The organism is Pedobacter sp. 01N310, from assembly GCF_056399805.1.
Window position 1 is genome coordinate 352,007 of record NZ_JBFTSB010000006.1, and the last position, 14,977, is coordinate 366,983.

Consider the following 14,977-nt stretch of genomic DNA (forward strand, 5'->3'; position numbering starts at 1 on the left):
TATTGCAATATACTAGCATTTAATCCCTTTGATATTCATACTTTTGCCCAAAATTAGATAAATGGAACTACTACAGCAGCTTATAGATTTTATTCTTCATATAGACGTACATTTAGCTGAAATTGTTAACGAATACCGTACCTGGACTTACCTCATTTTATTCCTGATTATTTTTGCTGAAACTGGTTTTGTGGTAACACCGTTCCTTCCTGGCGACTCGTTGCTTTTTGCAATGGGCGCTTTAATTGCTGGCGAACATGAAACTGGTTTAAATATCTGGATCATGCTCATTATTTTAATTGTAGCAGCAATTTTAGGAAATACAGTTAACTATAAACTCGGAAGTGTTTTAGGCGCAGGTGTATTTAAAGAAAAAAATAAGATTTTGAAGCTTAAATATTATCATCAATCTCACGAATTTTTTGAGAAACATGGTGGTAAGGCCATTATGTTGAGTAGGTTTCTTCCAATTTTCAGAACCATTGCACCATTTGTAGCTGGAATAGCCAAAATGCCTTTCGGTCGTTTTACCTATTATAACATTATTGGTGGAGTAGCCTGGATATTTGCATTATTGTTAGGCGGTTATTTATTAGGACAGATTCCGGTAATTAAAAACAACTTCGAACTGGTTATTATTTTTATTGCTGTGGTAACTTTTGTTCCCGCCATCTGGGCAGCCATCAGAAGCCGTTTTCAACCTAAAAAGATTGAGGCAATTATTGAAGGAGAGGATACAAAGGCATAATTATAGTTCCCTACCAATTAGAGAACCATTTTGATATTTCCTTTCTACCGCTTCACTTTCTATTTTTTCATCAGGTAATAATGCTGTTTTAATTAGGTTTTTAAGCACTGGCTGACCCGCATCAACCCAGGCAGAATACCAGAATGATCCCGTTTTTAATATGGCAGCACGCATTTGCTTTTCTACCATGTTATTCATTTTAGTATGGTAAGCTTTTGAATAGGCCATAGCGTATTGTTTCAGTACAGTATTATTCCTTTCAGAAAAGCTATACTTTTTGTCGGAAGGAAATGATGCATTCAGTTCAGCTTCGAAAGTTAATACGGTATCAACCAAACTGTGTGTGTGTTTAAGTATTTTCCAGATTTCTTGTAATGGGTTTTCAATATAATCTGCTTTGCCAACAACAAAATTGTAATGAGTTGAAAACAATTCGGGTAAACGGCTTTCCCAAAAGGCATGTATACCTACCTGATTAGTGAGTTGGCCATTGTGGTTTGCGGTAGTATGTAAAGGAACGTGAGCATCGCCAATGTAATGACCCAGGTCTGCAGAATATTTTAGAATTTTTATCGAATCACGCGTTTTAAAGGCTTTAACTAAACCATAATAACTACGCTGTATATGCCAGGGGATAATACCATCAGTGTTTAGTTTTTTTTTGCCGTACTTAGCCAGGGCATCATCCCATTTTTCGGGAATACTATCAATATTTTTCTCATAGTTCTCCACATCGAGGTAATGCCGCGGTGCTTCGAGCGTATCAGCATACCTACGTTTATCTGGGTCAACGGCATGTTCGGTAATGTATTTGATATTCTTTTTATAGAAACCGATCATATCAGAAGGCAAAGTGAAAACAGCAAGGTTGTTTATCCTTTGATGTGCAAAGAACCCCCAAGAGGTACAAAGAAATATAGGGATGATTAACGCGGTTAAAATCGTTAATCTTTTCATATAGCCTAAGATAAGCAATTTTCTTTGTAACTCAAAGGGTGTAGAAGTTAAAATTATGCCTCTTCCATTTTTTTCATATCAAGCTTTTTCATTTTCATAACGGCGTCCATTACTCTTTTTGCTCTTTCGGGCGTTGCCATTAGCTCACCGATGTTTGATGGAACAATTTGCCATGAAAGTCCGAATTTATCCTTTAGCCATCCGCAAACGCTCTCTGTGCCCCCGTCATTTAAGAAAGTATCCCAATAATAGTCTATCTCTTCCTGACTGTCGCAGTTTACCATAAGAGAAATAGCTTCATCGAATTTAAACTGTGGACCGCCATTAAGGCCCATAAATTTATTTCCGTTTAATTCGAAAGTAACTACCATAGGAGTAACCTGCGTAATTTTGGAATCTTTAAAAACTGTACAATAGTATTTTGCTGCTGCTTCGGCTTGTCCGTCAAACCAAAGACATGTTACAAGTGGTTTTGCCATTTTATATAAATTTTTTATGTTACCACAAGTTAAGCAAGATTTTTAGCCTGTGTAAGGTTTAAAAGTGACGATTTAAGGGGGTAATTTGGACAATAATTTGCTGTTATGTTCTTAGCTAAGCTCCGAATTGTGCTAAATGGTGGTCCAGGTGTTTATAAAACATATTGTTCCACTCCGTTTTTGCTAACGGCCCAAATGAATGTGATTCTTTCCCATCGAAATGATTTTCGCCGAGTTGTTGGGTTTGATTAATGTAATCGATTAAACGCATCTTCTCTTTTTCAAAATCTTTTTCATCCTTAATAATAAATTGAGGGGCTGTCTGATTATTTTTAGGATAAGGCTTTTCGCTTACTACTTTGCTTTTGACTAGTTTTTTCAGGATAAACCTCATTATTGGCCCCGGTTTTGGATGAATGTCATTGTAAACCATTTCGTAAGTTACATTGCAATGTGCCAACATCTGTGCAACGTTCATTTTACCCCAAAGTTGAGTGGTAGTAGGAGTAAGTTTGTTAATTCTTTCAATAATTTCGCTAGTTACTGCGGGTTGGAAAATGGTCTTCATGGTTTGTTTATCTGGTAGTGCGTAATTTATTTCACTAAATATAAGGATGTATTTTATAAGGAGGTGAAAAACATGAGTGAATGAATTGAGACATTGCTTTTACTGCACTTGTAGAATGAAGTTTGGTGTTTTCAACCACTGATGCACACAGATAAAACACAGATTTTTGTATTTGAGATTATCTGTGTGCATCCTTTTTTATCTGTGGTTAAATAAATTCCTTAAATTTGCCTCAAATTGTCCCTATGGAATTATCTTGCCCAATATCAGCAGAAAGAGTAAATGAAAATGTAGTTAGGATTATTGCCTTTATGGTTGCTGTAATCGCAATTGCTTGTGTTGTGTTTTCAAATTATTGGGCAATTGTTTCTCTAATATTTGATTTTGCTTTAAGGGCATTTACAACGGGTAAATTTAGTTTGTTGAAATTTATTGCGATTAAAATAGCCGACGCACTTTCGCTTTCGCCGAAAATGAAGGATCTGGCCCCAAAAAAGTTCGCGGCAACCTTAGGCTTTGGATTCTGCCTTTTGATTACCGCGGTATTTCTATTTGATTTTTATAATGCAGCGCTGATTTTTACCTCCATCATGATCGTTTTTGCTTTGTTAGAGAGTTTATTCGCCATCTGCGTCGGTTGTTATATCTATTCTTTTTTGCAGATTTTCACTAAAAAGAATGAGGCTTAATTTATTTCTTTAAAGCCTCGCGTACTTTTGGAGCAATTTTGCTTCCGAATAATTCAATTGATTTCATTAAGGCTGTGTGAGATGGCCCCCCTACATCCATGTGTGCTGAGAAACGTGTTAAACCAAAGGTTTCTTCCATGGCTAAAATCTTCTCTACCGATTCGTTTACATCGCCAATAATTAAAGCACCACTACTGTTTCGGCCGGCGTCGAACTGATTGCGTTGATAAGGTGCCCAGCCGCGTGATTTACCAATCCTGTTCATCTGAGCAGAATAAAGTGGGTAGTAGTAATCTGCAACTTCGCTACTGTTTTCGCCAAATAAAGCGTGCATATGTACACCTACTTCAAATTTACTCTTGTCGTGCCCATGAGCTTCATAAACTCGTTTATAGTAGTCGAAAAGCGGCTTAAACTGTATCGGCTGACCACCAATGATGGCAAACATTACAGGCAAGCCTAATCTACCAGCCCGTTCTACCGATTCGGGTGTTCCACCAACGGCCACCCAAATTTTTAAATTGTCGTTAACGGCTCTTGGTAATATTTCCTGGTTATTTAGTTCTGGTCTGAACTTGCCTTTCCAGCTGATTTTGGACTCCTTGTTTATTTTAAGGAGTAATTCTAACTTCTCTTCATAAAGCTCGTCGTAATCCTGTAGGTTATAACCAAACAGTGGAAACGATTCGATAAAACTTCCACGACCAGCCATTAATTCGGCCCTGCCATTTGAAATTAAATCTATTGTGGCAAAATTTTGATACAATTTAACGGGGTCGGATGAACTTAAAACCGAAACTGCACTGCTTAATTTAATGTTTTTGGTTATAGTAGCAGCGGCAGCCAATATAATTTCGGGGCTCGATACGGCATAATCAGGGCGATGATGTTCGCCAATTCCATAAAAATCTAAACCAACCTCATCCATTAGTTTTATTTCTGCTATAATTTCCTGAAGTCTTTGCTGAGCGGGTTGAATTTCTCCTTTTGCATTAATCTGCAAATCGCCAAACATACCGATACCTAATTCCATAATGTTAAAATAATTTTAACAAAGTTAATGGATACAGGGCTAGCCATTTTTGATGTATGTTAAGAAAAGAGGTAAAGACTTATAATTAATCAGCCAGTTTACCTAAAGTCTTAAAAATGGTTTCGAGTTCGTGATTGGGATAATCGAAGTTGGTAGTGTCGATCTTAAACTTTTTACCATTCTGTAAAGTAATATTCATGAATTTGTACCTGTTACGGCTAAATGCTAGATCAGGAATAGCTTTAATCATTTTGATTTCATTCCACTTAAAAGTTCCCAATTTTAAGAATGTGATCTCATTTTCATCTGCTATGATGGCATATTCCTCTTGTTTAGCTATTAGATTTTTGAAAAAGAATATCAGAAAGACTATCAATATCGTCATTGTAATTAATGTTGATTGAAGATAACTCAGGTTAAAGATAAAAGTGAGATTAACTAAAAATAATGGGAAGAAACCAAAAATATAGAGTAATGGGCCCAAATTGCTATTGTCTTTAACTTTTATCGATGTGATCATGTTTGAAACAGGCGTTGGTTTTTACAGCTTCATAGAAATGATCCCGTTATAAACGCCATCAATTACTTTGCTCATTCGTTGAATATCGAGTGTTTCCATGGCTTCTTTATGGGGCTATTGTAATGCGAAAACTATTAATTGATTTCCACGGGCTCTCGTTTACCTGTTCGATTAAAATTACCTGATTAAAACTTATTTCATGAGGTAATTTATAAACTTTTATCTGTTTGAAAATTTCGTCACTACATGTTGAATTTCTAGGGTGCATTAGTGTAATATGAGGAAGCTGTATTCTTGGGGAGTTGATTATTCCGCTTAATATAGACGCTCTTAATTGGTCGAAATCACGATTGTGGTCTTTTCCGGGAATAAAGACACCTTTGCCGTTTTGGAATCGTTCAACAGCTTTAAACTGAATTTTGATAGGGCTGTTGAGTTTTATCGATTGCATATTCGTTATAATCTTTCCCAACTCTCCAATTTCATCTTCCCTGCACAAAGTTATGTGGGCCGGAATTAAATTATGTTGGACAGGATTAAACTCAGCTCTGATTTTCTCGATGTTTTCATTTTGTTCGGTGAGAAATAATGTAAGCTGACGTCTGACTTTAAGCATACCCGAAGATAATACTTACAATTTAGTTTATGCACCCTGCAATCTCAGTTTTTTTACTTGCCCGAGTTGTTCAAACCCGATTGGCGTGGATGCCGATTCTTTACCGATGAATCGGCACTAACTTAGCATCGGCAGAAACAAAAGCGGGGCTTTCGGAGCCGATAAACATTGGCATTGCTTTCCAAATAAAAGTTCGGAATGAAAATTTTAAACAGATTTGAACCATATAAGGAACATAAGGTCATATCAGCCTATAGCTATCGGATCAGGATTAACGCGATTGTATTAAATTGCTAACTGAAAACTGGAGATTAAAATTGTTTAAGCGCCCTGCAACCTGAGTTTTTTATGCTATCCCGAGTTAGCTAAACCCGATTATAGCGAGCATCCCGATCTTTTCATCGGGATAAAGCGGTAAGCGGGACTATCGGAACCGATAAGCATTGCCTTTGCTTTCCAAAACAAAAAAACAAATGTATTGGCCTCAATAACAGGAAAGATTCTGAAACAAGTTCAGAATGACGCGATTATGTTAAATTGCCAACTGAAAACTACTCTATCTTCTTACCTTTCATGGCAGTGGAAATCGCTGCGTCCATCACCCGTTCGGCAAAAGGGCGGGTAAATTCGTTCAGCTCGTCTGCTTTCTTCAAAATGGTATCTTTTTCTTGAGTAGCTAAAGCCGTTTTAAGTGCTTCGATGTGCACTTTAGTATCTGAAATTTCTTCTTCAGTTAAATGTTCGGCATGTTTTTCGATAAAACGTTCGGCGGTATAAAGCAATTGCTCACCCTCACTTCTCGCTTCAATGAGCATACGTTGCTCCACATCACTTTTGGCATGTTCTATACTGTCGAGGAGCATTTTCTCTACTGTATCGTCACTTAAGCCATAACTTGGCGTAATTTCTATCTCTTGTTTAACACCCGAGCGTAACTCTATCGCCTGAACGGTTAAAATTCCATCTGCATTCAGTAAAAAGTTGATGTCTACTTTTGGCAAACCCGCAGGCATTGCAGGAATTCCCTTTAAGTCGAATTCAGCCAGTTTTCTGTTTTCTTTCACTAAATCTCGCTCACCCTGATAAACAGAGATTTTCATATTTACCTGTCCATCTATCGAAGTGGTGTATTGACGGCCGGCTTTAGTAGGTACTTTACTGTTACGGGCAATAATTACATCCATTAGGCCACCCATGGTTTCGATACCCAAAGAAAGTGGCGTAACATCTAACAACAAGATATCAGAACGATTTCCTGCCAAAACATCGGCCTGAATGGCTGCACCAAGTGCTACTACTTCATCAGGATTGATATTATCCTGTGGTTTTTTACCAAAGAAATTTTCTACAGCCTGTTTTACAAAAGGTGTACGGGTAGAACCTCCTACTAAAATTACCTCATCTATATCGCTGGCTGATAGATCTGCATCCTTTAATGCATTTTTACAAGCAGTGATGGTTTCTTCAACCTTCGCCGAAATTAACTGCTCAAAAGTTTGTTTATCAAGTGTGCACAAGATTTCGCCAACTTGCTCGTTGTATAAGTTCTGGGTAGATAGTGCTTTTTTAGCAGCCTCAGCCTGTAGACGTAAGGTTTGCATCAAAATATTGTCATGAGCAACTACGGCTACATCTAGGTTGTTTTTCTCCAACCAGTAGTGTAAAATGGCCCTATCGAAATCATCACCACCCAAATAAGTATTGCCGTTTGTGGCCAATACCTCGAAAATTCCATTCTGGATCTGCAGAATAGAAACATCAAATGTTCCACCTCCTAAGTCGTAAACCGCTATTGTTTTTTGTTGTGAGGGATCTAAACCAATTCCGTAAGCCAAACTTGCTGCGGTAGGTTCATTTACAATACGCATCACATCCAAACCGGCCAGTTTTCCGGCATCTCGTGTGGCCTGACGCTGACTATCGTTAAAATATGCAGGCACAGTGATTACAGCCCTGTTAACCGGTGTTTTTAAGGCATGTTCTGCTCTTGCTTTAAGTTCTTTCAAAATTTCTCCCGATAATTCGATCGGTGTGTAGAAACGGTCGCCAGCGTGGATTTTCACCAAAGCATCGCTATCATCGTCTATAATTTTGTAAGAAAAAATAGCTGCATGTTCGGCTACATCTTTGTAAGAGCGGCCAAGTAATCTTTTAACTGAAAAAATGGTGTTTGAAGGGTCAGTGGTTAAGTATTCTTTAGCCTCGTTACCTACAACGGCTTCATTCTGGCCATTAAAATATACCACAGATGGTACCAATATTCCTTTACCTGCATCGTTAATTACCTGCGGATTTTTATCTGGATTGATAAACGCCACCAAACTATTGGTTGTGCCTAAATCTATTCCAACTATAATTTCTTCCTTTTGAAACGAACCTGTAGCAAGGTTAATTGATATTTTTGCCATGGCTGCAAATTTACAATAATGTTGTGCTAAAATTGTTGTTAAGTTGTAAGTTTTAGTTGAAAAAGTCCGAGGTTGGAGGTCCGAAAGTCGGGAGTTTTATTGATATCGCTATATCTTCGGACTCCCGACTTCGGACTAAAGACTCTGGACTACTTTCTATTTTTCTCTTCAATCCACAACGACATATATTTGGTGCTTTGCGCGGTGTGGTGGTTTAAAATCTGTCCGAAAAAATTATTTTGCCGGTGTGCCGTTAAATGTGAAGCTAATCTTTCAACTTCTTGTATGAATTGATCTGTAAAATATTTAGCAGAATACCTTTGGTTAATAATCTGTACGCCATTCTGTTGTGCAATTTGCCAAGAGTTTTTAACCTGATATAACTTTACAGCTTCATCAATAAATAACTCTAAATTATCTTCAATGCCGCCGTTCCAATCTAAATTGCCTTTCATGGCTTCTGCACCGACAGATGTGGTAACCGAGGGTGTACCTACCTGCATGGCATCGATAAATTTACCTTTTACACCTGCACCGAACTGAATAGGAGCAAGCAATATCCGATGTTGAGCAATGGTTTCCTTAGCATCTAAAGCTCTTCCTTTAATTAGGAATTTTTCACTTTTGTTATCCAGTTGCAGCACTTTTTGCGAGGCATAAGACCCAAATATATTCAAATTCGCATTCGGAAGCCTTTTTCTGAGCACTGGCCAGATCTTGGTTTTTAAAACCTGAACGGTATTCCAATTGGGCTCATGAAGGAAATTGCCAATGAAAACAAAATCTGCCCGATTTTCAAAGGGAATCCATTTTTCGATAACTTGCTGATCGATCTCTTCTTCGAGAAATGGTAAATAATAGATCAGTGAAGGATCAATTTTGAATTGATTTTTCAGTATATCCATCTCCACTTCCGAAATCATTATAGATAAATCGCAGCGTAAAATTGAAGCCATTTCTCTTTTGGCAGTATCAGAGAATAAATCTAAAGTTTGTTTTTTCTTGTCACTTTGCTGCCGGGCACTTCTCAGGCAATGTAAATCTTCGGTATCTAAAATCCTAACTGCATTAGGGCATTCCTGCTGAACCCGCCAGCCATATTGCTCGCTGCCGATGCAAAAGTAATCTGATAACCTTTAGACAGAAATAAATCAACCAATTGGATCATTCTTGTGCCTGCTGCCGATGAAGTTGGTTCGGGCCAAACAAATCCAATAATTAATAATTTCTTAGTAGCCATGATTTAAAATTTCTGCAAAATAAGGGCTTTTTAGCTCACAATTTTAAAACCGTGCCGATTATTTCTAATTTTGCAGCTCAATTACAAGCACCACATGTTAGGATTAAAATTATTGACAGACCCACGTTGGGCAAATATTGCGGAATCAAATTTAGAAGAAATTTTATCTGACCATGCCTGGTGCGAACAAAAAGCGGCAACCAATGCCATTACTTTAATTACTCAAAATTCAGAACATCAGGATCTTGTAGATGAATTAACAGCGATTGCTATCGAAGAAATGCAGCATTTTCAGATGGTAATTGAAATTATAAAAAAACGTGGTTATACTTTAAGTCGCGAGCGAAAAGATGACTATGTTGGTCGTTTGGTGAAATTTAGCAAAAAAGATGGAAGCCGGAATATGGCTTTTGTTGACCGGTTATTATTTGCGGCGATGATTGAAGCCAGAAGCTGCGAACGTTTCAGGGTACTTTCGTTAAATATAAAAGATCAGGAGCTGGCCAAGTTTTACCACGAACTGATGGTGTCAGAAGCCGGGCATTATACCACATTTTTAAATTTTGCGCGTAAATACAGTACCGATGTTGATGTAGATAAACGCTGGAAAGAATGGTTAGATTTTGAAGGGGAATTGATTCAGAGTTTTGGAACTAAAGAAGCAATACACGGATAGTTCAGTTTTTGGTTTGCAGTTTTTCATCATCAACTGTTAATTGGCAACTGTCAACTCCTTTTTATGTATATTCCATAGCCAAATTACAATATCCTGATAACTATCGATTCCTTTTTTCTGATTGTTCAGTTTTAAGAAACTATCGAACGCGGCATCCATATAACCGAACATATTGCCATTGTATTTTCGCCAGAATTCTTTTTCAGTTTTGAAATCGGCTAAAACCTGCGGTACGAGTTTCAAATAAAGTAATTTATAATCGTCAGGTGATTTCATCCTGATCTCAAACAAAATATACCGCAACATTTCATAATTGGCAGAATATTGGTAATTCAGATCAACGCTGTTGCTTGCCGTGAGATAACCCAAAAGATTGGCTTCATCCTCATAAGCGACGCCCAATTGATGGCCTATTTCGTGGCAGCTTACATAAGGTTTAACGAAATCTGGTAAATTCATATTCATATTGGCTTCGCCAGAAAGCGGGGCGTAATAGCCTTCGATGCCAATTTTACTGATTAGCCATGAATTTAAAACAGACTTTAAGCAAGGGTTTGGATATTGGAATAATTTATTTTTTCGCGACATAAGCGAATAGGCTGTTGCCGATTTTTTTTCTAATTCATCTATCGTGTAGGTCGGGACTTTGCCCTGTTTTAGTTTTAGATTATTGGTTTTTTGGATGAAATAATCGCCAAGAACAACCAATTCTTTAACATTGTATTTTTCATTGCCAATACCCAGCTCTTCACTGATACTTGGCCGACTGTAATTTAAACCCCATACAATTTTGAATATGATATAGAGCATCAGGAAGAAGTTGAGAGTTTGTAAAGGAACAAGAATCCTATCCTGTCTTTTTAGCGATTTTCGTTGTTTATAAAACCTCACAATTTTATAAAGTACAAAACCAATCAATAAGGCATAAATGATATCGCCAATGGCGAAAGGAAAAATAGATGATATAAACCTTAATGCTGAAGAAATGTAAAGATAAAAACCTGTTGAATAATATTTTTGGACCAGACCAGGGTAAAAACCAAAGAGGTAAATGAGTATAGCGAGGCTGATTAGAATAATCAGTTTTGTATGTTTAAAATGCTTAATCACCCCTTAATAATGGCCTTTTAGGGATTGAATTTCCAGGATGACAATTAATCCATCGTTGTGAATTTCATAAATAATGCGGTGTTCTTCATTTATTCTACGAGACCAAGAGCCTGATAACTCATATTTAAGTGGCTCTGGTTTGCCAATCCCTTCAAACGGATTTTCTTGAATTGCTATAATTAACTGCTCAATTTTTTTCTGAATAGCTTTGTTACCCGATTTCTTCCAATAGTTTAAGTGCTCAATTGCCTTTGGAGCAAATATTACTTCCATAAATCTTCGACTGCAATTTTTACGCCTTTGCCATTTTTGATATCTTCTTTTGCTTTTAATATTTCTTTAACAAACTCAGGATTGTATGGGCTTTTTTCAGTCTCGAAATCAATCTTCAAAACTTTCATAACTGCTTTTAAAGCTGTTGATTGTTCTTCGTTTTTTGGATGTACGATTAGTGTTTCCATGTTATTTCATTGTGATAAAACAAATATAACAAATCTATCTTGCAAAAGTTAGGCGTTTTCCAATCTGATCGGTCGTAAATTTGCCATTTTGATAAGCCAGGTTTCCTGATACAAAAGTGTGGGTAATGCTTGCCTGGAAGGTATCTCCATCGAACGGACTCCAACCACATTTATAGAAATTATTAAGTTTGGTTACTGTCCAGGAATCTTTCAGGTCTACCAACACTAAGTCTGCCCAATACCCTTCACGGATGAAACCGCGTTTTTCGATATCAAAACAGATGGCCAGGTTGTGTGCTGTTTTTTCAACAATTTTCTCTAAAGAGATTTTACCCTGTAAATGCATTTCTAGTAGTGCTGGTAAGGCATGTTGTACCAATGGACCACCAGATGGGGCTTGGGCGTAAGGCTGCTGCTTTTCTGCTAGTGTGTGTGGCGCGTGATCTGTTGCAATTACATCAATATAATCTTCAAGAACACCTTTAAGCACACCTTTTTGATCATCTTCGGTTTTTACCGCAGGGTTCCATTTAATGAAATTTCCTTTTGAAGCGTAATCTTTATCGTTAAACCAAAGGTGGTGCACACAAGCTTCAGCCGTAATTTTTTTATCCTTTAGCACGGTAATATTATCGAATAGTGCTATTTCTTTTGCAGTAGAAATATGTAAGATATGCAAGCGGGTTCGATAAGTTTTAGCCAGTTCGACCGCTAATGATGAAGATTTATAACAGGCCTCTGCGCTGCGGATTAAAGGATGCATATCAATGGTCAGGTCTTCACCGTATTGCGCCTTGAACTTGGCTAAGTTTTCGCGTATAGTTGCTTCATCTTCGCAGTGGGTGGCCACTAATATTGGTGCTTTGCTAAAAATGTTTTCTAAGGTTTTTTCGTTATCAACCAGCATATTTCCAGTTGATGAACCCATAAAAACTTTAATCCCGCAAACATTTTTAGGATCGGTTTTTAAAACCTCTTCAATATTGTCATTACTGGCCCCCATATAAAACGAATAATTCGCTAACGAAGTTTGGGCAGCAATTTCATATTTATCAGCTAATAAATCCTGTGTTAAGGTATTGGGTACCGTATTGGGCATTTCCATGAAAGAGGTAATTCCTCCGGCTACAGCGGCCATACTTTCGGTAAAAATATCGGCTTTATGGGTTAAACCTGGCTCGCGGAAATGTACCTGATCGTCAATCATCCCTGGTAAAAGGTATTGTCCTTCTGCGTTAATTTCTTGCGCATCAGGTGCAGATAGATTTTGACCGATTTTGGCTATCAATCCATCTTTTATCAATACATCGGCAACAATTTTTTGTCCTTCATTTACAATTGTGGCAGCTTTTATCAGGTAAGTATTCATGGTTTCAAAGGTAGTAATTTAGTGTTAAGTAGTTAGTATCAAGTATCAAGATTTTGATGCTGTGGATAGGGGAATTGAGTTTAATGTTACTGTTTTTGGTTAGATAAACCTGATAGTAGTGGGCATCCCGATTTTCATCGGGATAAAACGGATAGCAGGGCTGCCGGAACCGAAGAATTACTGAAATTGCTTTTCTAAATAGCTTTGGTCTTTTTGCTTTAGACTTGCTTTTAAGCTTTCCGCTTAAAAAGCCTATCTTTGTGCGCTATGGCAAAATCGTTCGAAGAATTTAAGTTAAACAGGCAAATTTTAAATGCAGTTGCGGATGCAGGTTACACCGTTGCCACGCCGATACAGGAAAAAGCAATTGCACCAGTACTATCTGGACAGGATATTTTCGGTATTGCCGAAACTGGTACAGGAAAAACCGCTGCTTTTGTTTTGCCAATTTTAATGCAATTGAAATATGCTCAGGGCGATAATCCAAGAGCGCTGATTTTATCTCCAACACGCGAACTGGCAATGCAGATTGCCGAGCAGGTAAAGTTGTTTTCTACTTATACAGATTTACGTTCTTTGGTAATTTTTGGTGGAATTGGTCCGAAAACACAGAAAGAGCAAATTGCAAAAGGGGTTGATATTTTAATTGCCACACCCGGAAGATTCCTGGATTTATATTTAGCTGGTGATATTAATACACAGAGCCTAAAATTTTTGGTGCTGGATGAAGCGGATAAAATGATGGATATGGGCTTTATTGGCTCTATACACCGGATTTTGGAAATCGTACCGCGTAAACGCCAAAATTTATTGTTTTCGGCAACCATGAGCGATTTAGTGCAGAAAATTGCGGGCGATTTCTTGAATAATCCACTTGTGATTGAAGCATCTGCGCAAGCAACTCCTGCAGCAAATGTAACGCAGACTTTGTATTACGTTCCCAATTTCAAAACTAAAATTAATTTATTGCAGCATTTGCTGAAGAATGATGAGGCTTTTAACCGTCTGATCATTTTCTGTAAAACAAAAACCGTTGCTGATAATATTTACAGTTTCATTGAGCGCAGATATGGTGCTGAGAATGTCCGTGTGATCCACGCCAATAAAGGACAAAATACCAGAATTAACTCCATAAATAGTTTCAAAGAAGGTAATATCAGGGTTCTAGTGGCTACAGATGTGGCAAGTAGGGGTATTGATGTGAGTGATGTAAGTCATGTGATCAATTTCGATGTGCCCATCATTATCGAAGATTATGTACACCGTATTGGCCGTACTGGTAGGGCTTTTGCCAAAGGTGATGCGATTACCTTAGCAACGGATGCCGAAAAATATTATATCCGCAAGATCGAAAAATTGATCCGCCAATATATTCCAGTGGCTGAAATTCCGGAAGGTGTTTTTATTGATGAAACGCCTTACGAGGAGCGTCAGCATATTGCAAAGGAAATCGATATGCAGAAACGTAAGGAAGATCCTGATTTTAAAGGGGCTTTCCATGAGAAAAAACACGCTGCTGCGATAGAGAAAAAGGTACGAGAAAAAGCTAAAGCAAAGGCTGGTAAGCAGGTAAAGACTTTTAAAAAAGGTAAAAAATTCGATAAGAAAAAGTAATGAACCCGACACAATTAAAATAATTATTAATTTTCTAAATAATTATTTCAATTGTCAAAGGCTCCATCTGACAATTGAAAACAAATAAATAAACACAGATGAACTTTAGGATTACGCCTTTAAATATCGTTAGCGCCATTGGTTTGGGATTAGTGGTTGTAAATTTAGTTTCAGAGAAAAGCACAGCACCACGCCATGTGGATATGAGCGGCTTTTATCTCCTGATTTTAGGTTGCCTTATCCTTGTAACCTTTATTACTGATATGATTTTCCGATTCACGTTAAAAGATATTAAAAGGATCTGGGTGGTTGAATTGATATTTATCGTTATTGCAGCTGTTTTGATGCTGATACTCCAAAAAGTAGCGTAATTAAAACGTAAAAATTCTCAACAATCTTTATCGGTGTAATCAACCAATCTGTGGAATCAAATTAAATAAGCATCTTTGCATCCGGAAAAATTAGTCGGTCTAAATCGGAGGAATCGGT

The 14,977-nt window shown here is 37.5% G+C and carries 18 protein-coding genes; 5 read left to right on the forward strand and 13 right to left on the reverse strand.

Features of this window, described 5'->3' with window-relative positions:
• The first annotated feature begins 61 nt into the window (after window positions 1-61).
• The gene (locus AC1DNH_RS15275; RefSeq protein ID WP_426328283.1) at window positions 62-748 is read left to right on the forward strand and encodes a DedA family protein; all 687 of its coding nucleotides are present in this window, start codon (window positions 62-64) and stop codon (window positions 746-748) included.
• Here the strand turns inward: AC1DNH_RS15275 and AC1DNH_RS15280 are convergent, their stop codons facing one another.
• From AC1DNH_RS15280 to AC1DNH_RS15290, 3 genes are all read right to left on the reverse strand, one after another.
• Window positions 749-1,705, reverse strand: a complete 957-nt coding sequence (locus tag AC1DNH_RS15280; protein WP_477585128.1) for a zinc dependent phospholipase C family protein — start codon at window positions 1,703-1,705, stop codon at window positions 749-751. It lies immediately after the preceding gene.
• Window positions 1,706-1,758: 53 nt separating this feature from the next.
• The gene (locus tag AC1DNH_RS15285; RefSeq protein ID WP_477585127.1) at window positions 1,759-2,184 is read right to left on the reverse strand and encodes a VOC family protein; all 426 of its coding nucleotides are present in this window, start codon (window positions 2,182-2,184) and stop codon (window positions 1,759-1,761) included.
• A gap of 115 nt (window positions 2,185-2,299) precedes the next feature.
• Window positions 2,300-2,752, reverse strand: coding sequence for a DUF1569 domain-containing protein (locus AC1DNH_RS15290; protein WP_477585126.1), 453 nt, complete (start codon window positions 2,750-2,752; stop codon window positions 2,300-2,302).
• Between the two features lie 245 nt (window positions 2,753-2,997).
• On the opposite strand from AC1DNH_RS15290, the gene AC1DNH_RS15295 reads away from it, so the two are divergent.
• A complete protein-coding gene (locus tag AC1DNH_RS15295) occupies window positions 2,998-3,441 on the forward strand; it encodes a DUF4395 domain-containing protein (RefSeq protein ID WP_477585125.1) in 444 nt (147 codons plus the stop codon).
• A gap of 1 nt (window position 3,442) precedes the next feature.
• Here the strand turns inward: AC1DNH_RS15295 and AC1DNH_RS15300 are convergent, their stop codons facing one another.
• The 6 genes from AC1DNH_RS15300 to AC1DNH_RS15325 all read right to left on the reverse strand — a co-directional run bounded on the left by AC1DNH_RS15300 (window position 3,443) and on the right by AC1DNH_RS15325 (window position 9,258).
• The gene (locus AC1DNH_RS15300; RefSeq protein WP_477610842.1) at window positions 3,443-4,474 is read right to left on the reverse strand and encodes an Atu2307/SP_0267 family LLM class monooxygenase; all 1,032 of its coding nucleotides are present in this window, start codon (window positions 4,472-4,474) and stop codon (window positions 3,443-3,445) included.
• 85 nt (window positions 4,475-4,559) lie between these two features.
• Entirely contained in the window at window positions 4,560-4,994 is a 435-nt protein-coding gene (locus AC1DNH_RS15305; protein ID WP_477585894.1) for a hypothetical protein, read from the reverse strand.
• A 106-nt stretch (window positions 4,995-5,100) separates the two neighbouring features.
• Window positions 5,101-5,610 carry a 2'-5' RNA ligase family protein gene (locus AC1DNH_RS15310; RefSeq protein ID WP_477625486.1) on the reverse strand — a complete coding sequence of 170 codons (510 nt, stop codon included), beginning with the start codon at window positions 5,608-5,610 and terminating at the stop codon, window positions 5,101-5,103.
• A 551-nt stretch (window positions 5,611-6,161) separates the two neighbouring features.
• Window positions 6,162-8,018, reverse strand: coding sequence for a molecular chaperone DnaK (gene dnaK, locus AC1DNH_RS15315; protein ID WP_477608403.1), 1,857 nt, complete (start codon window positions 8,016-8,018; stop codon window positions 6,162-6,164).
• 149 nt (window positions 8,019-8,167) lie between these two features.
• Complete coding sequence (locus AC1DNH_RS15320; RefSeq protein ID WP_477625487.1) at window positions 8,168-8,974, reverse strand: glycosyltransferase family 4 protein; 807 nt, start codon at window positions 8,972-8,974, stop codon at window positions 8,168-8,170.
• A 95-nt stretch (window positions 8,975-9,069) separates the two neighbouring features.
• Window positions 9,070-9,258, reverse strand: a complete 189-nt coding sequence (locus tag AC1DNH_RS15325) for a hypothetical protein (protein ID WP_477625488.1) — start codon at window positions 9,256-9,258, stop codon at window positions 9,070-9,072.
• Between the two features lie 94 nt (window positions 9,259-9,352).
• Here AC1DNH_RS15325 and AC1DNH_RS15330 point away from each other — a divergent pair, with 94 nt between their 5' ends.
• Entirely contained in the window at window positions 9,353-9,934 is a 582-nt protein-coding gene (locus AC1DNH_RS15330) for a MiaE family protein (protein ID WP_477608399.1), read from the forward strand.
• A gap of 36 nt (window positions 9,935-9,970) precedes the next feature.
• Here AC1DNH_RS15330 and AC1DNH_RS15335 read toward each other — a convergent pair whose 3' ends face one another.
• The 4 genes from AC1DNH_RS15335 to AC1DNH_RS15350 are packed head-to-tail and all read right to left on the reverse strand — an operon-like array spanning window position 9,971 to window position 12,874.
• Window positions 9,971-11,044 carry a DUF3810 domain-containing protein gene (locus tag AC1DNH_RS15335; protein WP_477584726.1) on the reverse strand — a complete coding sequence of 358 codons (1,074 nt, stop codon included), beginning with the start codon at window positions 11,042-11,044 and terminating at the stop codon, window positions 9,971-9,973.
• A gap of 3 nt (window positions 11,045-11,047) precedes the next feature.
• On the reverse strand, window positions 11,048-11,317 hold the full coding sequence (locus tag AC1DNH_RS15340) for a Txe/YoeB family addiction module toxin (protein ID WP_029275375.1): 270 nt from the start codon (window positions 11,315-11,317) through the stop codon (window positions 11,048-11,050).
• Window positions 11,308-11,505 carry a DUF2683 family protein gene (locus AC1DNH_RS15345; RefSeq protein ID WP_029275374.1) on the reverse strand — a complete coding sequence of 66 codons (198 nt, stop codon included), beginning with the start codon at window positions 11,503-11,505 and terminating at the stop codon, window positions 11,308-11,310. Before AC1DNH_RS15345 ends, AC1DNH_RS15340 begins: the two co-directional genes overlap by 10 nt.
• Before the next feature lie 34 nt (window positions 11,506-11,539).
• On the reverse strand, window positions 11,540-12,874 hold the full coding sequence (locus AC1DNH_RS15350; protein WP_477608393.1) for a dihydroorotase: 1,335 nt from the start codon (window positions 12,872-12,874) through the stop codon (window positions 11,540-11,542).
• A 267-nt stretch (window positions 12,875-13,141) separates the two neighbouring features.
• Here AC1DNH_RS15350 and AC1DNH_RS15355 point away from each other — a divergent pair, with 267 nt between their 5' ends.
• Both AC1DNH_RS15355 and AC1DNH_RS15360 read left to right on the forward strand, forming a co-directional pair.
• Complete coding sequence (locus AC1DNH_RS15355; protein ID WP_477608391.1) at window positions 13,142-14,488, forward strand: DEAD/DEAH box helicase; 1,347 nt, start codon at window positions 13,142-13,144, stop codon at window positions 14,486-14,488.
• A 98-nt stretch (window positions 14,489-14,586) separates the two neighbouring features.
• A complete protein-coding gene (locus AC1DNH_RS15360; protein WP_477584729.1) occupies window positions 14,587-14,859 on the forward strand; it encodes a hypothetical protein in 273 nt (90 codons plus the stop codon).
• Window positions 14,860-14,977 lie beyond the last annotated feature (118 nt).